The sequence below is a fragment of the Pseudomonas sp. 02C 26 genome (genome assembly GCF_002843585.1).
Taxonomy (GTDB): Bacteria; Pseudomonadota; Gammaproteobacteria; order Pseudomonadales; family Pseudomonadaceae; genus Aquipseudomonas; species Aquipseudomonas shirazensis.
On record NZ_CP025262.1, the window covers coordinates 2,906,211 to 2,926,232 of the forward strand.

Genomic DNA, 20,022 nt, shown 5'->3' on the forward strand with positions numbered 1-20,022 from the left:
CAGCTGACTAGGCGCCCCGCGCATAGGCAATTGCAGCGTCGATCTGCGTTGCCGTGGGGCGCACGCCGGTATACAGCACAAACTGCTCCAGCGCTTGCAGGGCAATCACCTCAAGCCCTGTGATGACCGGTTTGCCGAGCGCTTCGGCGCGGCAGATCAGTGGCGTGCGCGCCGGCATGGCCACCACGTCGAATACCCGTTCTGCCACTGCAATCGCGGTTTCGGGGAACGCCAGTTGCTCCGCTTCCGGGCTGCCGGCCATGCCTATCGGCGTTACGTTGATCAGCATCGGCGGCGCCAGATCGCCCAGCTCTGACTGCCAGCGATAGCCCAGCATATCGGCCAGTTGCCGCCCAGCCTGCTCATTGCGGGCAACAATCAGCCCCTCACGAAAGCCGGCATCACTCAATGCACACGCTACGGCTTTGGCCATGCCGCCGCTACCGCGCAGCGCGAACGCGGCTGCCGGATCTACCTCATGCTTAGCCAACAACTGCTGCACCGCCAGATAATCGGTGTTGTAAGCCTTCAAGTAGCCGTCGCTATTGACCAGCGTATTAACCGACTCGATGGCAGCCGCAGACGCATCAACCTCGTCGACCAAGGCCAGGCAAGCTTCCTTGAACGGCATCGATACACCGCAACCGCGAATCCCCAATGCTCGAATACCAGCCACCGCGGCGGGCAGATCATCTGTAGTCATGGCCTTGTAGTAGTAATCCAGGCCCAGCTGTTCATAGAGATGATTGTGAAAGCGCACGCCAAAGGTGCCGGGACGGCCGGCCAGGGAGATGCACAACTGCGTGTTTCTGCTGGGAATGTGGCTCATCTACTGCTCCGTTTGCCTGAGCTGAATCGTTGTTCCAGCGTACCAGAGGGCATTGCTTACACAACCTTTACCCTTTCCCGGCGCTCAGTTGACAGTAACAACGGCCATAGTAGGAGCCATCGCCCAGCGTGGTCTCGACACTACTGTTGATAGAGCTGATGACCACTATTGAGGAAGTTGATTTCAAACGCCGTCAGCAGCTGGGTAAGGTTGGCGCACGTCTTACAGGAGGTCAGCATGGCCACTATCCAGATCATGTCGGTTGTTGGTAGCGCAGTTCCCACTCGCTTGCGTGAGCAGGGGCTGCTGGCCTGCTGGTATCTGATGCGCAATGGCGAGCCGGTGAGCGGCCCGCTGGCGTCCAAAGCCTGTGCAGTAGCGATGGCTGATCAGCTGCAGAGCGGCAGCTTGATGGCTTGAACGAATGTGTTGTGTGTTGCTCCTTGTGCCCTTGTTGCCCGCCATTTTTGGCGGGCTTTTTTTGCGCGCTGGGGCACGCCTCAGGCTGGATCTGGATGCTCGCTGGAGACTGTGTTGTTGGTCTCTACGTCAGACATTTCTTCGTCCAGGCCGGCATCTTCATCTTCAGGCAGCGGAGGCATTGGGTCATGAGCCGTCTCGTTGTCGGTCGTGCCGCCTACGCCCTGCTGAGAGATGTTGCCAGGTGCTTTTTCGTCGATATCCATAGCGCTACCCTCGTCAATGCACGGATGATCCGTGCCTTAGCGTGAGAGCCGCGGGATTGACGCAAGTGCCCGCGACGAGACCAACGGCGGTAACTCTCGAGAAGCAACTCTTAACAGTGGGTATTGGCTAAGCCGATCGTTTTTTCCCGGTGCTGATCAATTCGACGCTCCATCGTCATCAAAACGACGTTTGCGCCGAACCGCCTGCAGCAACAATACAGCGCTGGGAATCAACAGGCCGACCGCGGTCCAGCCAAACGCAGGCTGACCAGAAGCGCCTACGGCGGCGAAAACAACACCGATAACCAGCATGGACCCGCCTGCGGCGTAAAAAGGGGTAGTGCTGTGCTTGCTCATGATGATCCTCCTTGAAGTTCGGCATTTAATCATGAATCGACAAAGTGCCTATCGTCTTCGGCAACCTCGAGATACGAAGTAGCCCGTTCGCGCTATGCCCCACTCCCACAGTTTCGCCGCATATGGCGTTAAAAAATGGATACTGGATTAAAATTCCTTCACCTTGCGCCATTTAGTCATAAGGCATTCGACACGCTTTCGGCCATACTCCACAGATGTTTTTCGCGTTTCGGCACGTTTTGGAAAGGGCGGAAAGCCCGTGTTTACGGGCCTTCCAGCCCTCCCCGATACCCTGCAACACACTCGAAAACGAGGCCAGTGGTACAAAAACTGGTACGACGCAGCTGTACGTCCATCCAGCCGAAACTGGTCATGCCCCTCCCCCGGCGTTCTGCCGAAACCCCCTTCCTTTATATGGCTACACCGTCCGGCACCACCACGACTGCGCATACAGCACGCCGTCGACCTCCTCTACACCATTGATGTTGATGCCGAGCTGGGCCATGCCATTGACCTTCGCATCGTGTAGCCGCGGGATGACATCGGCGCCGGGCGAATGAGTGAATACCCAGGCCTGCGTCGACACCCTGCCAAGCGGCGCGCTATGGTGATCGCCAATGTGAATGTCTGCCTTCAGGGCCTGGATCTTCGACAGCTGATCGCTCGGGATGGCCACGCCCAGCTTGCGCCGCCGGACGATCAGGAAATACATGTCATCGGCCCATGGCTGCACAGGCTGTAGGTAACCACGCCCCAGACAGGTAGGAGAAAGTAAGGTGATCACGATAGAGCACATGCTCGATCACTTTAGTACTAAAAAGCTGTTCGGGTACCTGTGCGCTTGGTTGAATGCAGCTCTCGCTCTCGTAAAATTTCGGCTGAAACCCGCTGTGCAGCAGTTCGCCCTGGAGATGCCAGCGCCCTAGCGGCAGATGAAAATGGTGGCTTCAACTGACGTTCATAGCCAATGCGGTGCCGATTTTCTGAAGGCAGAGCACGCACCGTCACTTCCTAGCTGTCACCCTTGTGTAGGCCAGTTTCCGCACAGAGCCCGGACAAACTGCGCAACACGAGCTCAGAGGCATGAAAACTGAATGTACCAGTAGTTTGACTGCGCGTAGTAAGAGGTTGGCCCGGAGTTAAAAACCGTGCCTCCCTCTGCTGCAGAGCCTTCTGCATCAATCATGTACCGTCCGCCACATGCTTCATGCATCTGCTTATATGCACTTTCGCGGCGTTGATTCCGGACAAACTCAGCTCCGTCGTTGAGATATTTAACAACCCCAGGCCTTGCTCCCTCGTTAGCAGGAGCATACGCCGAGCCAGAGTTCGGCGACGAAACCATCTGTGCTGACGTACAACCAAATAGCAGATGTGCCTGCCTTTGCACTGGCCGAAGAGCGCGCAGAAGGTTTTGTGGAGGGGGTGGAAGCCGCACATGCGCTAACCCCCGCTTCGATTGAGGGGTTGTTTATCGCCGTTGAAGACGCCGCCGCACGCCGGCGGCGGGATCTGGCGCCATGAATGGTGAAGCGATCCAGTCAGACACCTTGAGCGCTTTGGTCAGCCAGCACGCGATCCGCGAAACGGTGGTGGGCCGCGTGGCGTGGATAACCACTAACCATAACGGACGTTCAGGCAGATGTGATGCCAAATAATAGATGGAGTTCGCATTGCCTCTAGGGGGCATTTCAAAACCTCAAAAAAATGACCAAAAGCCCTTGGCATTGATTTCACGGCGATGCGTTGATTAGCCATCCTGACCGCGATCAGCAAAACGCACCGCGATAGCCTGGAATTGCTCATGGTTGGCCAGGAAAACCTCGCAAATATCTGGATCGAAATGCGTAGCACATCCCTGGCGGATTATCTCCAGCGCCTGATCGTGTGACATGCCTTTCTTGTATACGCGTCGGCTAATCAACGCGTCATAGACATCCGCCAATGCCATGAGCCTGGCGCTGATGGGGATGTCATCGGCACTCAGCCCATCGGGATAACCGGTACCGTCCCACTTCTCGTGGTGGCTGTAGGCGATCTCCTTGGCCAGACGCAGAAATCCCACCGAGGTGCCCAACTGCTCTTCGGCATGCCGGATTGCATCGCGTCCCAGTACCGTATGGGTCTTCATCGTCTCGAACTCTTCCGGCGTGAGGCGCCCCGGCTTGAGCAGTATGTCATCGGGTATGCCGATCTTGCCGATGTCATGCAACGGAGCTGACTTAAACAGCAGGCGGATACTTTCCTCATTGAGAAACTGCTGGAACCTCGGATGTTCGCGAAGCAGCTCGGCCAGTAGTCTGACGTAGTGCTGAGTTCGTCGAATGTGGTTACCCGTCTCATTGTCGCGGGTTTCGGCCAGCGAGGTCATGGCCTGAATGGTCACATCCTGGATAGCGATGACCTCGGCGGTGCGGCGCTGGACTTCCTGCTCAAGGTAAGCCTTCTGATCACGCAAAAAGTCGGCGGCCGCCTTGATCTTCAATTGGGTTTCCACCCGTGCCAGCACGATGGGTGGGTTGATCGGCTTGGTGATGTAGTCCACGGCGCCCATCTGCAAACCCAGGATCTCGTCTTCCATTGTCGCCATGGCGGTGATGAAGATGATCGGGATATGAGCGGTGCGCGGATCGCGCTTGAGCTGCTCTGCCACCTCATACCCCGACAGATCAGGCATCATGATGTCGAGCAGAATCAGATCCGGGCGAGGCTCCTGCACCGCTGCCTTCAGCGCGCGCTCACCGCTGATGGCCACCCGCATGCGGTAGATGTCCTTCAGCAGGCCATTGATCAGCGTAATGTTCTCCGGCGTATCATCGACAATGAGGATGATCGGGGGAAGTGGATAGTTTAGCGTTTCACTCATGATGTTCCCTCCAGCACGGGGTATCGCGGGCCGTCGATGCACGTTTGAGGGTTAGCCGTGCGGCCTCGAAGTCAAAGTTGTTCACCTCATTCATCAACTGCTCGAAACTGTCCTGGCCGAGTGCTCCGCGCAACGAATCCGCATACTGTTCCATATAATCCGGCGCTGCTCCGTCATTGGCCTCCAGCAGGTGGATGAGCGCTATGGCATGCTGTGCCCAGTCGACGCTCGATACCACCGCCGGTGCTGCCTGGCCGCTACCCAGCGCTTGACGGATTGCATGCACGGCCAGCGAGAGCGCCTCAATCAATTCATTCACCAATGCGTCCGACTCAGCGTGTGCCCCGATCGCGGTTTCCAGCTTACCGGCCATGGCTTGCAGGCCGCTGAAACCGAGGTTGCCTGCAACGCCTTTCACGGTGTGGGCCATTCGCTCGGCCGTCGCCCGATCACCCGCACGTAGCGCGTTCCTCAGCGCTTGCCCTTCCATAGCCCTGCGGTCGGCAAATTGACCCAGCAGCTTGATGTATAGCTGGCGATTGCCCGCCACTCGCCTCAGTCCGTCGGCGCTATCTAGCCCTGGAATGTCCGGTAGGCGCTCCTCGCCCGATGCGGCGCTGGACGGCTCCACTGCCGCCGACCGAGGTACGACCCAGCGCAGAACCGTGGCGATGAGTGCTTGCGGATCCACGGGCTTGGTCACATGGTCGACCATGCCCGCCTCGATACAGCGCTCCCGGTCCTCGACCCTGGCATGTGCGGTCATAGCAATCACCGGGATCTGTGCGCAGTGAGGCCCGACGCGAATACGCCGGGTCGTCTCGAGACCATCCATCTGCGGCATCTGTACGTCCATCAGCACCGCGTCGTATTGCGCTGCAGCCAACATCGACAGCGCCTCGCAGCCGTTGCCGGCAACTTCCACCAGGGCACCGGCAGCCTCGAGAAGCTCCCTGGCAATCTGTTGGTTGATTTCGTTGTCCTCCGCGACGAGCAGGCGCACTCCGGCGAGCACCTTCGCCTGCGCAATGGGTACGGTTAGCGCCACCACGCCCGTTTGCGGCGCGAATAAGTTGACCAGTACCTCTACCAGCGAGGACTGGTTGACCGGCTTGACCAGGAACGCGCGAATGCCGGCCGCTTGCCCAGCGGCGTGCATTTCGTCATGCCCAAATGCACTGACCATGATGGCGTACAGTGCAGGCTGCAGGCCAAGCGCCCGGCGCGTCGTCTCGATGCCATCCATCTCTGGCATTTGCCAATCCACCAATAGCACCCGGAACGGGTCGTCGGCCGCAGCACCGCGAAGGCTCTCCAGAGCAGCCTCGCCTGACGCCACCGCGACCGGCGAAAGCCCCGCTACGAGAAGCATGTCGGAAAGGATCTGGCGCGCGTCGGCATTGTCATCGACGACCAGGACGCGCGCTCCGGCGAGCTCCGCAGGGACAATCTGGCGCTGCGTACGCATGTGCTGGTCAAGACCAAGCCAGACACTGAAAGAGAACGTGCTGCCGTTGCCCGGTTCTGAGTCAACCGCGATCGTTCCGCCCATCAACTCGACGATGCGCTTCGAGATGGCAAGGCCCAGGCCGGTACCACCGAATTGTCGCGTGGTGGAGCTATCGGCTTGGGCAAAGGCCTCAAAGAGTCGCCCGGTTTGCTCGGGAGTCATGCCGATACCGGTATCGCGGACACGAACCTGCAGTTGAACTTTGTCGCCGGTGCGGCCCAGGTTGCGAACCACGACCGTAACCTGCCCCTGTTCGGTGAATTTCACTGCGTTGCCTACCAGGTTCAGGATGACCTGGCCCAGACGCAGCGGATCTCCAAGCAGCGTCTCGGGAACGTCCGACGCCCGGTCGAACAGCAGCTCAATGGCCTTGTCGTAGGCCTTTTGCGCAATCAGCGAGGACACGTTGTCTAGCACTGCGTCTATCTCAAATGGCACTACCTCGACGCTAAGCTTGCCGGCCTCGATCTTGGAGAAGTCGAGGATGTCGTTGATGATGCCAAGCAGCGAAGTGCCCGCGTTGTGGATTTTCGAGACATAATCGCGCTGCCGCTGGTCCAGCGAAGTCTTCAGCGCAAGGTAAGACATGCCGATGATCGCATTCATGGGCGTGCGGATTTCGTGACTCATGTTTGCAAGGAAGTCGCTTTTTGCCCGCGTCGCCTCTTCAGCAATCTCCTTCGCCCGCTGCTGCGCGTGCTCTGCTGCCTTGCGCTCGGTGATGTCCTGCAGCCAGCCGAGCAGCCCTTGCTCCCCCTGGATCTGGATTGGCAGGTAGGTGACAAGTATGGTGCGTTCGCGCCCCTGCCGGTCACGCATCGGTACTTCTTGGTCCTTTGCGATGCCGTCGTCCGTGAGGCGTTCGACGATGGCTTCGCGATCATGCTCATTCGCGTAAATCTGCGAAGCAGCGTCACCGACGCCTACGCCGAACGTTTCACAGAAGCGGGGGTTGGCGAAGCGGATCACGCCCTGGGTAGAAAAGGCTATGTTGATTGGACTCGTATCGAGGATTGCCTGCAGCCGCGCGCGTTCTTCGCTAAGCGCCACTGCTGCCGCATGATGATCCGTGACATCGCGCACCCAACTGGCGACCAGGGTCTCACCGTGGATTGTCACGAATGATGCACCGACCAGAACCCAGAGAATTGATCCATTTTTGTGCAGCAGGCGGGTCTCGAAGTTTTCGACCTTGCCATTTCGTGTCAGCAGTTCGAGGAAGCGCTCGCGCTCCTCAGGGTCGACATACAGGCTCGTGGCGTTGCGCCCGAGCAGGTCCTCGCTGACATAACCGGTCGCCTGTGAAAAGCGTTGGCTTACTTCCCTGACAGCTCCGTTCCGATCTGCCAGCACCAGGCTGGCGGGGCTGGTATCCATGAGCGCGCGGGTGAAAGCCTCGCGCTCGGCTAGCTCTGCGGCAACGCGCTTGCGCTCGTCTACTTCCCGGTTGAGGCGTCGGTTCCAGGCCAGCATGGCGCCGAGCAACAGCAGGACCGCGACCAAGCTCGGGATCGCCCATCTCATTACGGTTTTAATATCGAGGCCGTCCTCGTTGAGGGACTCCTCGAACAGCCGGTATTCCATGAGCGATACGCGATAGTACCGCCGCCAGCTCGCATCGAGCGGCGAATCAATGCGATTGCTGGACTGGAAGAACTGCTCCAGCGCTCGTGCGAGATCCGGCGCGTTGCGCGCAACACCCCACCCAACGCTGGTCGCTTCGCTGACCGGAAACGCAATGGAGAGACGTTCGGGATCTTCACGGGCCCAGCGCAGCGCGCTTTCACTACCCAACACCGTGAAATCCACCTTCGCATCGGCTACCAGTTTCACAGCCTGCTCGGTTGGCGCATAGACGATTCTGACCGGCTGACTGGATAGAGGACCGCGGTTGGCTTCATCGATCCACTGCTCGTAGCCCGTACCCTTCTGCACTGCCGCCGTCAGACCGAGCAGATCAGACACCTCGTTGCCAAGGGACTGGTTGGAGCGATGGGCGATGACCAGGTTGCGTACCCGGTAATAGGGCACGAGCAACATCTTCGTTTCGCGCCAAGGGACGATCTGCAAGTCATTTGGATAAAGATCGCAGCGGCCGTCGGCGAGTAGCTTCGGGTCGTAGCTTGCCTCGCGTACGGTCTCGCCCCGATCGTCGTGAAACTGCGCATCGAAACTCGGCAGTTCCGTTACCTGTGGGCGTAAACCGAGTGACCGCGCGAACGCCTCCGCGTTAGTCCGGTAGAAGGAAGCGCTTGAGCCAGCCACGCATATGCGCAGGACGCCGCTTTCCCGAATCTGGGACAGCGTACGTGCTTCCACGCATGGCATGCCCAACACCAACAAGCCTCCCAGTGCAAGCAACGCTCCCAAGCGCGGCTCTGTTTTCAAAATGCTCCTGCTGGTAGGTAATTGCTCACGATCCAACTCGACATATCCTTGTGAACGCCCTTCCAAGAGCTTGTCCGCCGTTCTGCACTGGTATTATAGGTTTTGGAGTGTAGGCATACGCTGCAGCAAGCGCCAGCAACAAAAACTGGGCCAGCTAGCAACCCCCCACTGCTACTCACCGTTCGGAAAGTGAGTTTCCGGACGCTTACTTAATACTCGCACACCTAAGTATCTCCAATGTCCGCTATGGGTCGATAGCAGACCCCGCTGGCCGATTCTTGGATCACATTCCAAGCTCTCCTGATGACAGCGCTGTTGTGCTAAGTCAACGGGTTTCAAGACCGTGATACAAACGCCCGACCCACGCGGTCTAGACGCCCAAATCGATTCCAAAACAAACACGAAATAGCACGGCTACAGGCCGCATACCGCAAGGGTCGCTGTTTCAGTTTTGGAATCGATTTTTGCCTTTCCTCCGGCGTCCTGCCGACCGAACTCCAAACCCAAATTACACCGTTCTGCACCACCACGACTGCGCATACAGCACGCCGTCGACCTCCTCCACGCCATTGATATTGATGCCGAGCTGGGCCATGCCATTCACTTTCGCATCGTGTAGCCGCGGGATGACATCGGCGCCGGGCGAATGAGTAAACACCCAGGCCTGCGTCGACACCCTGCCCAGCGGCGCGCTGTGGTGATCGCCGATGTGAATGTCTGCCTTCAGGGCCTGGATCTTCCCCAGCTGATCACTCGGGATGGCCACGCCCAGCTTGCGCCGCCGGACGATCAGGAAGTACATGACATCGGCCCATGGCTGCGCAGGCTGTAGGTAACCACGCCCCAGACAGAGAACTCGTCACCCTCCATTATGAACCGCGGCGCGTACCGAGGATTCTCCGAGCGCAGCACGATCTGCCGGCCAACATAGTCGAGCCGCTTGCAGACTGGCTCGCCGTTCACAGCCGCGATGACGATGTGGCCGGCCCGCGCATCGATCGCCTTGTCGACGATCACCACGTCCTCATCAAAGATCCCGGCACCCTCCATGCTGTCGCCGTCGATCTTGACCAGATACACGCTGGGTGCGCGCACCTGCAGCAGTTCGTCGAGGGAAATGGCCTGCAGGTCTTCGGCTGCAGCAAAAGCACTCACGGACTGCATAGCTGGCCAGCCTCAAGGCCGTAGAGACGAGCCGCCTCTGCCAGCTCGAGCATGTCGGCGAGCTGGTCGGCGTCGACCTCCTTTCTGCGGTGAGCGGCCAGGGCCATGACCTCCAGTACAGCCGCTCTTCCCTCGGGGTCGTCGGTCAAGGCCGCGACATCATCGAGCTCAGCGACCCAAAGCGCAGGTAAGTGTTGTGACATGGCGGCACCCAATACTGTATATAAAAACAGTATCGTAAGACCGGGGGCCGCCGCCGGCAATCACCGCCTGGCGGGCAAAGATCAATGCGCGGGCGAGACTCTGCCGCTAAAGGCTTTGAGCTGGTCACCAGTGACCGCCTGTGTATGGACCTCAAAAATGTGCCGTTCCCGCTCAACTACAGGAGCTTGAGCACCCACCTCTTGCCTCGTGAAACACCCTTACTGTTTCCGTGGCTTGCTGGTCCAGCATGGCCTGGCATCAATACGTCATTCGCAACGAAAGCTACGGCTGGCTACACGGCTGCGGACGAGCGAAAAACTCACGATAAACCGCGAAGGATCAATGCCGAATAGCCAGCACAACGGATTTCGAATCCGTTTTCGCCTTCAATTTCCTCTAGAATAAAATCGCAAAATCTAGTGAAATCAGGCGATTAAACACAGGAAGACGCAACCGGGTTCCACACAATTCGGGGATTCATTAACCCAAAATTCCCCATGTTTTTTGATAGCATTCTGCAACCAGTACTACGCGTCGCAAGCGCAGACGCCTCACCAGCTTTGATGAGACCCTCCACATGGAACAGATGATTACTGACAATCCTGCGGCGCGCACGCTGCGCGTACTGAAAGAGATTGATGAGATGCACGGTACCAACGATGCTAAGAAAGCTTGGGGACAAGCCCTAGGTGTGGATAGCACCGACGAAGGAACCCTTCTCATCAGGCTGGGACAGTTCATCGCAATGCCGGCCGAGGCAGTCGAACTGATGAATCAAAAATTTCCGGCGCTCAAATCGCAGGCTACCACTTGGCATCACAAATTGATGTCAGCCCTTACAAGGCAGTCACTGAGCAGCCAAATCTCCACTTTCACCACGAATTACTCAGGCTCTGCAAACAATTTCCTCGAGGTAATGGATCAGATGCTCGCGCTATCCTCACCTCCGCAGCTCGACCAATCGGTAATTGCCGATTTCCAAAACACCCTAGAAGATCTTATTAATGACGTGAAAAGCAGGGATCTCGAGCTCAAGGTCAAGGAGTACCTTGTGAAATCATTGAGAAGAATTGTCTCCTCTCTAGACGATTACTACTTCAGCGGCGTAGTACCAGTGATGGAATCAATTGAAATTGTGGCAGGTCATATGTTCACTGACTCACAATTCAAAGAGTCGCTACCTTCTGACCTTGGCAACAAGCTCTTTTCTGTTCTCGGCGCCGTTGCTGATGGTATATCCATAGCTACCGGAGCCCCGCCATCACTCTGGAACCAGCTTGGCCAGAGTATCCAAGCACTTCTGCCACAAGGCAACTGATGCTCAGCGGAGCTGAGGCAGATCTTTTGCGCAGCCAGGGCTACATGCAGGCGCTGACAGCGGCCACCAGCTGTCTCTCGTAGCCGATCCGCTGTCGACGCTCAGCCAGCAGCGCCCTCACTTTCACCTCCAGGCTGTCGGTCTTGCGCAGGCCAGCCGCAGCCCACGGAGGAACCGCCACCTCCGGCGCCCGGCACGGCACCTGCACCGGAACCTCGACACGCACGTACTGGACCTGCGGCGGCGTCTTTGCTGTACATCCTGCCAGCAGCAGGCCGGACAGCAGCACCTGCAACACATGCATTTTCATAGGCCAAGCTCCTTGTCGATGATCGAAGTGGCTGCATCGCACTGGTCACCACCGGTTCGCTCCTGCTGCAGACGGTTCGCCGCGGCGTAGTCGGCGTCGGCGCTGGCCTTGGCTACGCCCACGGCTTGTTCGGCGACAGCCTGACGGTTGGCGGCGGCAAGCATCAGGTCGCCGAGGGCTTTCCCCTGCTCTTGGGCCAGGCCGGTCAGGTTGTCGCGCGCGGCGGTGCACTGGGTGACCTTGCTCTGCTGATCATCCAGCAGCGGCCGGAAATGGCGGGTAGCCCCCCAGGTGCCCACGGCCATGCCCAGCAGGATCAGCAGCCCGGCGCCAGCCAGGCGCAGCGCCCATCCCGTCATGCCAGCGCCCTCCGCACGCCCTCATCAATCACCGCCGCCGCATACGGGTTGCCGCCGTTCTCGTGGATGATGATGCTCACCACCATTCCGCGCAGTACCGTCGGGTTTTTGATGTCGATCGGGTCAGTGGTACGCACGCCGATACGATTGGCCACGGCCAGGGCATAAGCCTGAGTGTCGTTCTCGTTGCTCGGCGCCCAGCGGTTTACGGTCTCGAGCACCGTGTCTATGCCCTTCCCGCCAACACCAGGCATACCGTCCTTGCCTCGATATGCAATCAGCAACTTTCCCAGGGCGCGGATGCCGTTCTCTGCTGTATCGAAAATGGCGAAGCGGCCTTTCGGCTCCTTGCCGGTCTGGCCGACCCAGTCGTTGCGTGGGTTGTAATCGATGTTGCCGGGGTTGCGATTGCGTACGCCGCGGGGAGTGCTCATTCAGCAGCCTCCTCTGCCGGCGCTTCCACCACCGCCTCGCCCGCGTCCTGCGCGGTGACGCGAACCTGGGCGCTGTAACGCTTGATCACCTGCGCGGTGCGCACGATCGCCGCCGGCTGGGCCTTGAGCAGCTCGCGCGCGGCGGCGTCAGCCTCCTGCTCGGTGGCGAATTCGTTCTGGTGAACAGGATCGAAGTTGTTGCTCGAATTGATGACGATGAAGGGCATGGCCTTTCTCCAGGCAAAAAAATACCGCCAGGCGGCGGTTGGGTTTCAAGCGGTGGGTGGATCAGGCCGGCGGCGCTGGCCAGTCGATGGTGGCGGGATAGCCATCTTGCTCGGGCAGTCGATTCAAGGCGATGCGGAAGCGCTTCCAGGCCTTCAGCGCGGTAGCTTCGGCATCGGTCGCCTCGTCGAGATCGACCGCGTCTTGAAGCGGTGCGATAGCCTGGTCTGCGATGGCGCGCCTGCTGGCGATGTCTGCCGCGATGCTTGCCAGCAGAGACGCACGCTCTTGGGCGCTTCGCACTTCTGCAGTGATCACCATGCTCCAATCAATGTTACTCATCGCCAGTCTCCTGCTGACCTGTTTCTGCATTCGCGGCAGGCATAATTTCATAGGCGGGAAGGCTCACCGGCCCGTCACGATCCAGAAATACCGAAGCGGGGAATCGTGCATCCTCTGGCGCGTTCTGGCCGTGGGGTAGCTTGATTACCACGTGTAGCATTCCATTGATCCGTTCGACCGGACCTGCAAACCACTCCGATGAGATCGCTTCCTGAGGCAATACTGCTCCCTCTGGAAGCGGGCGGAAATCTAGCTCAGCACCGTTGACGATGATGATATCGCCGTAACGACTGAGGTTCAGACGCTCGTCCATTCGTGCTGGTGAATAGCTGAGTCTCATTGATACCACCTTCCTACAGCCACGGCTGTGATCTCCACAATAGACTGCGCGTTTGGACCATTCCGGAATACAGGCGTGATCGACAGCGCGCTGGCGTTTGCCACATAAATGCATCCGTACCAATCAGCTGAAGCGTTCGGCGACCCCTGAACGTGTGCGAAAAAGGTCCGGCTTGAAAACGCTGCGGCAAAGTTGATCGTCATGTTTTTTATATCATTTGCGCCCAGCGCAAGCGTGGTAGACGGCTGGTTGATGCAAACCTGCAAGCCATTGGCGAAGCGGTAGTACTGGCCGTTGGCGTTGGAGCCAAACTCCATCAGCGCTCCGGTCGGTACCCCGCTCGCCTGGCTGACAGTCCCCAGCGCATTCGCGCGCCCGTATGCCCCCGCGCCCAAGAGATCGGCCAGCAGCAGCGCCAGGGTCCCGCGCCCCGTGCCCCCTTTGGCCACAGGCAGAGCAGCTGGGAGCGCGGTTGCCTGATCGTCAGTTTGAGAGAGGTTGGCGAGCCAGTTGTACAGTTCGGTGAAATTAGCGCGCGCTTTAATCCAGGCGCTGCGCCGATCATCACCGCCGGCGCCCGCCGGGGCGGTACCGAGATTGATTACTTGTTTGGTCATGATTGGTCAACTCAATTGAAGGGAAATGGAAGCCCAGTAGTTCTGACGACAAGTGCAGTAGGGAATCTATCTAGCGGTATCTGTCGCCAGTAGTTATAAGGTGCACCGCCTGTAGCGGACTGAGTTGTGACAGCGGCGATGGTGAACATGAAACGCACGCCCCCAACATAACCAAAGGCGCCTTCCTGACATCCATATTCATACCCGCCTAGGCCAGAGTTCGACCCATTGCACCCTGCGCTTCTTGTAAAGTTGATACATGCTGCCAGCTCTCCGCCACCCAAGGGCACATCAACATACGACTTCATCACTGGGCGCCCTGGGTTGCTTATTGAGTTGTAGCCGCCAGCGTATGCCGTGTATCGATAGTCGCTACCTGATACGACCGGAGGACCAGGGTCAGGTGCTCGGACTGAGGCAATTACGTTTAGGGGCGGCTGCGACGAGTTGAATGACAACCCACCGTCAGATTCCCTAAAGCATTTCATGCCGGTGATCGGACCGGTATCGCTCATCAGGTCAAATACAAAGCACTTCGTGCTTGCTGAGGCTCCAACAAACAACAGGGTCTTGACGCCGTTCTCCAGCATTTCGCCGCATGGGCTGCCGTCTCCCACCAGGAACGCCATCGGCGAACTCCAACCGCTAAGCGAGATTCCGTAGATCGGTTCTATCGCCGCACTCTCAGCCCAGTTGGCGCCGTTATTGGGGTCCAATTGGGCTGACCTGAAATATTTCATCGGCCAGTAGGCGATCAGCTGCAAGTAGCCGCTTTTTTTCAAGCCATAGCAAATCCTTTCGGTATCAAACAGTAGGGTCTGATCCTGCTCCTTGTACGCAACAAACTTGCCTGTCATTAGTAATATCCGTAGAAGATTCTGCAGTTGGCGGAGAAGTATCCCCAGCCGTTTGTGCTGTAGGAATAAGCCCACGTCATGGCGTTGCCAGATATTGTCACACCTGGCTTCTTTCCCCTCTCCCTGTTCAAATCTACCAAGGCCACGATCATATAAAACCGGGATTTCCCGGGGGGGAGGCTTGGGAGCGTTGCGCTCCCATTTGCGCCATTAGTGATAACACTACCCATGGTCTGACTGATGAAAACTGTCATGTCAGTCATGACAGTGCCATCTTCCTTGAACGCCAGAAAGCCTGTGCTCATATGCCGATACCCATCTTGGTTGCTGGGTTACCACTCGCGTAGTAGGTATTGACCTGGCCGTTGGTAATGAGGGTTGAGCCATTAGCGCTCTGGCCGCGCAGAATGAATGTGCCAGCCTTGAAGTTGATTTCAAGGAGAGGCAGGCCCTGCGCGTTCAGCGTCTCCGACCTGATCGTCATCCCAGCTACGATCTCCTGGATGAATGCGGTGTTGATCACAGCCTGGTTGATGAAGACCTGGCCGTTCTGAACAACGAACGGCAGGACCATGTCGCCATTCACCCCGTCGACAATCGCCAGGCGCTGGGCCATCAGCAGGATCTCGCCCTCCTCCCCGTTGCTACCCTGCACGATGCCGGTGGCCACCCGCCGGCCGTTGGCGTTGGTCTCGGTCTTCCAGGAGGATATGGCTGAGACCTTGCCGTCGACGCCGGCAACCGTTTCGCTGATGGTCTGCACCGAAGCGGTGACCTCGCCGAACTGGGCTTGCACCGTATCGACTCGCTTGCCGGTGGCGATGAACTCGTCCGTGCGCGCCGATTGCTCGGTCCACACACCGACAAGGCTGCCTTGCTGGCCAGCCATGCCGGACGAATCGCCCTCCATCTCGGGATTGACCTGGACGTAGATCCCGTCCAGCCGCTCCGCCTGCGCGGTGATGGCCGTTCCCTGCTGAGTCAGCGAGGTGTTCATCTGGTTGATGGCGGTGGCCTGAGCCCTGATGGACTCCGCGCTGTTGCCTGTCACATAAACCGATGGCGCGGTTGAAGTGCCGATCTGCTTTTCGATCATGATGCGGTCGAAGGAAATCTCGGTACCTGAAACCCCTGAAAGGTTGGGCTGAACGGCGAAGACCATCCGGTTGCCCGAGAACGTCGCCGCATTGGACAGGTCGATCACCGCCGAGTAGCGAGCCCAGACATCAGTGAGGGTAACTGCTGCCATCGCTGAGTTCTGCGCAGAGGCGGCGCTGTTCAATGCCCGCAGCCAGAATCGAACCTGGCGCCCAGTGACGTTGGCCTTGGCATAGAACGAGACGATGTACTTCCCGTTCAGATAGCTCATCGGGAACGACCCCAGCACACCTGGCGAGTTGGAGGTATGCATGTAGACGGCGGACGTAGTCGATGCATCAGCGCTGGTTAGCTTGAGCGCGTACCCGCCCTGAGTCGCAGAGTCAGCGAGCGTTGAAGGTGCGATCGCGCCGCCAATTGTCATCGCGGGAGCAGTGACGGAGTTAAATACGGAATACTCGGCCGGCATCTGGTTCGAGCCGGAACCACCTATTCCGCTGATGGTGCTCTGCAACTGGGTGACTGCCATACCCTGAACGGACAAGCCAGCCTCCGTCTGCGTGACGCGACCATCGAGGGCCGAGGTTGCAGATGCGTTGGCAGCATCCGCCGCAGTCACGCGACGCGCGAGCATGTTGGCCCACAAAGACCTACCCACTCCGTCTGAGGTCTCCGTCCTGGTCACGAACCTCGCTGTTACTGCGCCTGCCGGCGCAGTGATCCGGCCGCTAAACGGCTGGAACCCAGTGCCTCCAGCGGCGGCAATGAAGGCGTTGAAGTAACCTAGGTTGGTGCCGGCCTTATCGTAGAACTGCATCTGGAAGCGCGTCGTCTGGCCTGCGCTCATGAACTCCCGGCACACGTCCGCAGACAAATCGAACTGCTGTCCGCTGGCGGTCATGATGGGCGCGCCCACGCCTGCGAAGCTATTACCCATAAAGGCAATCGCCTTACCTGCCGAGGTTCCTGCAACGGTCACCGTCTCAACAGCTGTGAGGGTTGAAGCGCTCGTTGTCCAGGGCGCGAACAGCCCATCCTCGAAGCTCCCGCGCGCCAGCAGGTTGTCCGCCTGCTGGCCGATGGAGGCCTGGATGTTCGTGAGTGCAGTGCCCTGAGCAGTGATCGTCGTACCTTGCTGGGCGACGGTGTTGCTCAGCGAGGCGACGGTTGTAGCATCGGCCTTGCCTGCTAGGCTCGTCTTCACACCCTCAATCTGCTGCGCCTGCGCAGTGATCTTCCCGTCCTGCTCGGTGACCTTGGTTTCGACCGTGGACACCCGCGCGGCCACGCCATCTGCCGTGCGCACCGCCTGGCCAACATCGGTCCAGTAGGTGGTGTTCGGCGGCGGGGTGTTGACCGGTACCGCCTTCTTGGCTTGGTACAGCTTGCCGTCGTCGCCCAGCACGCCCTGGTCAATCGCGTAGATCTGGTCTGGCTTGTACGGCATCGAGTCAGCCAGGTCTGCAATGCTGTCGATCTGCTCCTGCAGCTGATCGTTGATAGCGTGGAGCCGGTTGTTCACCGACCCGGGCATGGTGGGTGGTCCAGAGATCAACGCGATGTCCTGGCGTAGCGCTGGATAAAGCGCGCCGTTGCCGATCTTGTCCTTGAAGTACTCCTCATATTCCGACTGGTTGCTGCTGGACGCCCCCGGCACGCCCGCGACGGCGGGATACCAAGGCCCGATGTTGCCGGAACGGTCGACGAGGCGCGCCCAGAAGAAGAACTGCAGGCCGGCGGCGCCGAGCTGCAGTGTGTGGTCCTGCTGCGGATAGGCGAAGTCCGCCAGCTTAGTCGCGGCCTCGCGTGAGTTCGTCTTGCCGTACCAGATCTCGGTGCGCTGGGTGTCCTCGGCGCCAGCCGGGAATCCCCAAGCCAGGCCGATGGCATAGACAAGAGGAGTGGCCGTGAGGTGCGTGACTGCTGGCGGCAGACCTTCTTTGCCAGCCAGCTCGGTGAGCATGGAGTCGCGCCAGATCGACGTGATGTCGAAAGCGCTCACCGCCCGAACTCGCGCCAGGTAGGCGCCGGCGTAGATGCCGGTGATATCGACAGATGTCGTCCCTACGCGCTGCAAACGGATCCAGTTGCCGTTGTCCTTGCGCCACTCAACGTCATAGGCGACCGCGCCCTCGACAGCTGGCCACTCGATCGTCATGGTGCTGACCGCAATGCCTTGGTCAACCGCGTAGCCAGAGGTCAGGGTGACGCTGGCCGGCGCGGGCACCGTGGTAATCGGGATCACACTGATCGGGCGCTCTTCCAGCTTGGCGCCGTTGTCGATCGCTGCAAACTTGCTCGGGTTGAACTCCAGCGCGGTGAACTCGTACTCGCCTTCGGTCGTACGCTTGCGCTTGAGCACGCGGAACAGCTGCACGGCCAGGTCGCTGTAATCGATCGCCCACTGCAACTGCGGCTCGGGCTGCAGAGTGTATGCCGTGGTCACCGTCACGGCGCGGCCAGCGACAGATTGCACAGTCCGCGCCTGGGCGGTGCCATTCGGCAAGTTGACGATCAGGCGGTCGCCCGCCTTCACTGGCGTGTCACGGTCCAGAGTCACGGTACGGCCCGCGACAGCGGAGATGCGCCCGCCATTCGGCCTGCCGGCGACCAGCTCGTCGGCCACCGGAATGACAAAGCCCGGCAACACGTTCGCCCCTTCCATGCCGGTCTTGAAGGAAACGGTTCTGTCCTGGTTGTTGCTCAGCAGCGCCCACTTACCGCGGCGCTGAGCCTCGCTTGCCCGAGTGCAGCCGATGGCAGAGATCTCAATTGGCCGATCCCGGTACCGGCGCTGCAATGCGTTGTCGGTCACCGGAATGACGTCGGTGTCGTAGTTGTTGGCCGGGTTGTCGTAGCTGATCAGCGCTCGGCTGTAGTGCGTGTCGCGCCCGGCGCCGCCGTAAACGAAGTCGCCGTCAATGACGTTGGAGCGGGTGAAGGTGTAGTCGATGTCCTGCGCGCGCGGCATATCCGCCTGCATGTACAGCGAGCCCTGCGCCCAGTACACCATCCCGCGATAGATTGCGGACAGGTCGCGTAGCAGCGTCCAGGCCTCGGCCTTGCCCTGCAGGTTCAGGTCGCACAGGTAGCGCGGCTCCATGCCGCCCACGCCGTTCGACACCAGCTGATCGCAGTACTGGCCGATCCGGTACATCTCCCACTTGTCGACCATCCACTGCTGGATTCGCTTGCCCAAGCCAAAGCGATCGTTGACGCACAGGCCGTAGGTGGCCCAAACCGGGTTGTTCGTCCAGGCCTGCTTGAAAGTGCCGTCCCACACGCCGGTGTAGGTCCGGGTCACGGGATCGTAATTGCTCGGTACCGGCCAGCGCTGGCCGTTGCAGTTGACGGTCACAGCCGGGATATTCTGGAACTGCTCGGCGTCGAACTCGATGTAGAGCAGCGCGGTGTTGGGATAGCGGATCTTCTGGTCGATGATCTCGGTGTAACCCGCGATGGTCATCGTGTCGGCGATCAGGCCGTCGTTTGCATTGGGCGTGATCCGACGCACTCGAAACGACCACCCCGTGGTGGCCCGTGGCAGGTCTACCGCCTCAGATCGTTGATAGCCAGAGGTAGTCTTGCCGTCGACCGCTCCGCGAAGTGCTTCTACAAACGATCCACCATCAGTCGCAATATCGATCGCGTACTCGATGCGGTAACCGTTTGTGTCTCCACTGCTCTTGTCCTGCCTCGCCAAGCGCGGCCAGGCGAATCGCAGACGTAGCCTGGAAAGCTGGGTGTTGCTCAGCGCTCTCGTGAAGGGGTTATCGCTGCGCAGCTCGACGTTGACCGTGGTCTCGTTCTCGATCGACGGGATGCCCTTGATGTACTCCTGCTCGACACTGCCAGGTCGCCACTCCCACTTCACACCCGGGAAGTTGAGGTTGCCGCTGGCATCCATGATCGGCGTGTTGTCGAGGTAGATGTCCCGCGCGGTCGGCGTCCCATCGAACTCCCCCTCGCCCACCGCCAGCAGTATCTTGGCAATGTTGGTCGAGCGCAGGCTGTCCGGCGCCTCTACCGGGGTTTTCGGCTTCTTCTCGCCACCTTTTTGCCCGGCAATCACCAGGTGAGCTGCTGCGCCCATGCTTTCCTCCAGGCGTAAAAAAACC

Annotated in this window: 21 protein-coding genes and 1 pseudogene; 2 read left to right on the forward strand and 20 right to left on the reverse strand. The window is 59.3% G+C overall.

What is annotated here, in order from left to right; translation table 11 throughout:
* Nucleotides 1-7 precede the first annotated feature (7 nt).
* Nucleotides 8-829, reverse strand: coding sequence for a shikimate 5-dehydrogenase (locus tag CXQ80_RS13105; RefSeq protein ID WP_101320124.1), 822 nt, complete (start codon nt 827-829; stop codon nt 8-10).
* A gap of 237 nt (nt 830-1,066) precedes the next feature.
* On the opposite strand from CXQ80_RS13105, the gene CXQ80_RS13110 reads away from it, so the two are divergent.
* Nucleotides 1,067-1,249 carry a hypothetical protein gene (locus CXQ80_RS13110; RefSeq protein ID WP_101320126.1) on the forward strand — a complete coding sequence of 61 codons (183 nt, stop codon included), beginning with the start codon at nt 1,067-1,069 and terminating at the stop codon, nt 1,247-1,249.
* A gap of 80 nt (nt 1,250-1,329) precedes the next feature.
* Here the strand turns inward: CXQ80_RS13110 and CXQ80_RS13115 are convergent, their stop codons facing one another.
* The 8 genes from CXQ80_RS13115 to CXQ80_RS13150 all read right to left on the reverse strand — a co-directional run bounded on the left by CXQ80_RS13115 (nt 1,330) and on the right by CXQ80_RS13150 (nt 10,003).
* Entirely contained in the window at nt 1,330-1,515 is a 186-nt protein-coding gene (locus CXQ80_RS13115; protein ID WP_101320128.1) for a hypothetical protein, read from the reverse strand.
* A gap of 156 nt (nt 1,516-1,671) precedes the next feature.
* On the reverse strand, nt 1,672-1,872 hold the full coding sequence (locus CXQ80_RS13120; protein ID WP_101320130.1) for a hypothetical protein: 201 nt from the start codon (nt 1,870-1,872) through the stop codon (nt 1,672-1,674).
* Nucleotides 1,873-2,290: 418 nt separating this feature from the next.
* Nucleotides 2,291-2,584 carry a hypothetical protein gene (locus CXQ80_RS13125; RefSeq protein ID WP_101320132.1) on the reverse strand — a complete coding sequence of 98 codons (294 nt, stop codon included), beginning with the start codon at nt 2,582-2,584 and terminating at the stop codon, nt 2,291-2,293.
* Between the two features lie 1,038 nt (nt 2,585-3,622).
* Nucleotides 3,623-4,738 (reverse strand): HD-GYP domain-containing protein, encoded by a 1,116-nt coding sequence (locus tag CXQ80_RS13130; RefSeq protein ID WP_028614250.1) that lies wholly within the window; start codon nt 4,736-4,738, stop codon nt 3,623-3,625.
* The gene (locus tag CXQ80_RS13135) at nt 4,731-8,672 is read right to left on the reverse strand and encodes a response regulator (RefSeq protein WP_101320134.1); all 3,942 of its coding nucleotides are present in this window, start codon (nt 8,670-8,672) and stop codon (nt 4,731-4,733) included. Before CXQ80_RS13135 ends, CXQ80_RS13130 begins: the two co-directional genes overlap by 8 nt.
* 472 nt (nt 8,673-9,144) lie before the next feature.
* Nucleotides 9,145-9,438, reverse strand: coding sequence for a hypothetical protein (locus CXQ80_RS13140; protein WP_101320136.1), 294 nt, complete (start codon nt 9,436-9,438; stop codon nt 9,145-9,147).
* Nucleotides 9,426-9,800 carry a LexA family transcriptional regulator gene (locus CXQ80_RS13145; RefSeq protein ID WP_101320138.1) on the reverse strand — a complete coding sequence of 125 codons (375 nt, stop codon included), beginning with the start codon at nt 9,798-9,800 and terminating at the stop codon, nt 9,426-9,428. Before CXQ80_RS13145 ends, CXQ80_RS13140 begins: the two co-directional genes overlap by 13 nt.
* Nucleotides 9,788-10,003 carry a hypothetical protein gene (locus tag CXQ80_RS13150; RefSeq protein ID WP_101323043.1) on the reverse strand — a complete coding sequence of 72 codons (216 nt, stop codon included), beginning with the start codon at nt 10,001-10,003 and terminating at the stop codon, nt 9,788-9,790. The genes CXQ80_RS13145 and CXQ80_RS13150 overlap by 13 nt, the downstream gene beginning before the upstream one ends.
* Before the next feature lie 578 nt (nt 10,004-10,581).
* Between CXQ80_RS13150 and CXQ80_RS13155 the strand changes: the two genes are divergently transcribed.
* On the forward strand, nt 10,582-11,322 hold the full coding sequence (locus CXQ80_RS13155; protein WP_101320140.1) for a hypothetical protein: 741 nt from the start codon (nt 10,582-10,584) through the stop codon (nt 11,320-11,322).
* Nucleotides 11,323-11,362: 40 nt separating this feature from the next.
* Here CXQ80_RS13155 and CXQ80_RS13160 read toward each other — a convergent pair whose 3' ends face one another.
* From CXQ80_RS13160 to CXQ80_RS13210, 11 genes and pseudogenes are all read right to left on the reverse strand, one after another.
* Complete coding sequence (locus tag CXQ80_RS13160) at nt 11,363-11,626, reverse strand: hypothetical protein (protein WP_101323044.1); 264 nt, start codon at nt 11,624-11,626, stop codon at nt 11,363-11,365.
* Between the two features lie 2 nt (nt 11,627-11,628).
* Complete coding sequence (locus tag CXQ80_RS13165) at nt 11,629-11,991, reverse strand: hypothetical protein (RefSeq protein ID WP_101320142.1); 363 nt, start codon at nt 11,989-11,991, stop codon at nt 11,629-11,631.
* The gene (locus CXQ80_RS13170) at nt 11,988-12,425 is read right to left on the reverse strand and encodes a structural protein P5 (RefSeq protein WP_101320144.1); all 438 of its coding nucleotides are present in this window, start codon (nt 12,423-12,425) and stop codon (nt 11,988-11,990) included. Before CXQ80_RS13170 ends, CXQ80_RS13165 begins: the two co-directional genes overlap by 4 nt.
* Nucleotides 12,422-12,652 carry a hypothetical protein gene (locus CXQ80_RS13175; protein ID WP_101320146.1) on the reverse strand — a complete coding sequence of 77 codons (231 nt, stop codon included), beginning with the start codon at nt 12,650-12,652 and terminating at the stop codon, nt 12,422-12,424. The genes CXQ80_RS13170 and CXQ80_RS13175 overlap by 4 nt, the downstream gene beginning before the upstream one ends.
* A gap of 61 nt (nt 12,653-12,713) precedes the next feature.
* Nucleotides 12,714-12,992 (reverse strand): tail fiber assembly protein, encoded by a 279-nt coding sequence (locus tag CXQ80_RS13180; RefSeq protein ID WP_101320148.1) that lies wholly within the window; start codon nt 12,990-12,992, stop codon nt 12,714-12,716.
* Nucleotides 12,985-13,332, reverse strand: coding sequence for a hypothetical protein (locus CXQ80_RS13185; protein ID WP_101320150.1), 348 nt, complete (start codon nt 13,330-13,332; stop codon nt 12,985-12,987). Before CXQ80_RS13185 ends, CXQ80_RS13180 begins: the two co-directional genes overlap by 8 nt.
* Nucleotides 13,329-13,949 (reverse strand): hypothetical protein, encoded by a 621-nt coding sequence (locus CXQ80_RS13190; protein ID WP_101320152.1) that lies wholly within the window; start codon nt 13,947-13,949, stop codon nt 13,329-13,331. Before CXQ80_RS13190 ends, CXQ80_RS13185 begins: the two co-directional genes overlap by 4 nt.
* 11 nt (nt 13,950-13,960) lie before the next feature.
* The gene (locus CXQ80_RS13195; protein ID WP_101320154.1) at nt 13,961-14,806 is read right to left on the reverse strand and encodes a hypothetical protein; all 846 of its coding nucleotides are present in this window, start codon (nt 14,804-14,806) and stop codon (nt 13,961-13,963) included.
* Nucleotides 14,806-15,069 (reverse strand): hypothetical protein, encoded by a 264-nt coding sequence (locus CXQ80_RS13200; RefSeq protein WP_256585564.1) that lies wholly within the window; start codon nt 15,067-15,069, stop codon nt 14,806-14,808. The genes CXQ80_RS13195 and CXQ80_RS13200 overlap by 1 nt, the downstream gene beginning before the upstream one ends.
* 38 nt (nt 15,070-15,107) lie before the next feature.
* Nucleotides 15,108-16,841: a DUF1983 domain-containing protein gene (locus CXQ80_RS25345; RefSeq protein ID WP_371918931.1), complete on the reverse strand. Its 1,734-nt coding sequence runs from the start codon at nt 16,839-16,841 to the stop codon at nt 15,108-15,110.
* A 255-nt stretch (nt 16,842-17,096) separates the two neighbouring features.
* A pseudogene (locus CXQ80_RS13210) lies at nt 17,097-19,997 on the reverse strand (host specificity protein J); the annotation flags it as partial.
* Nucleotides 19,998-20,022 lie beyond the last annotated feature (25 nt).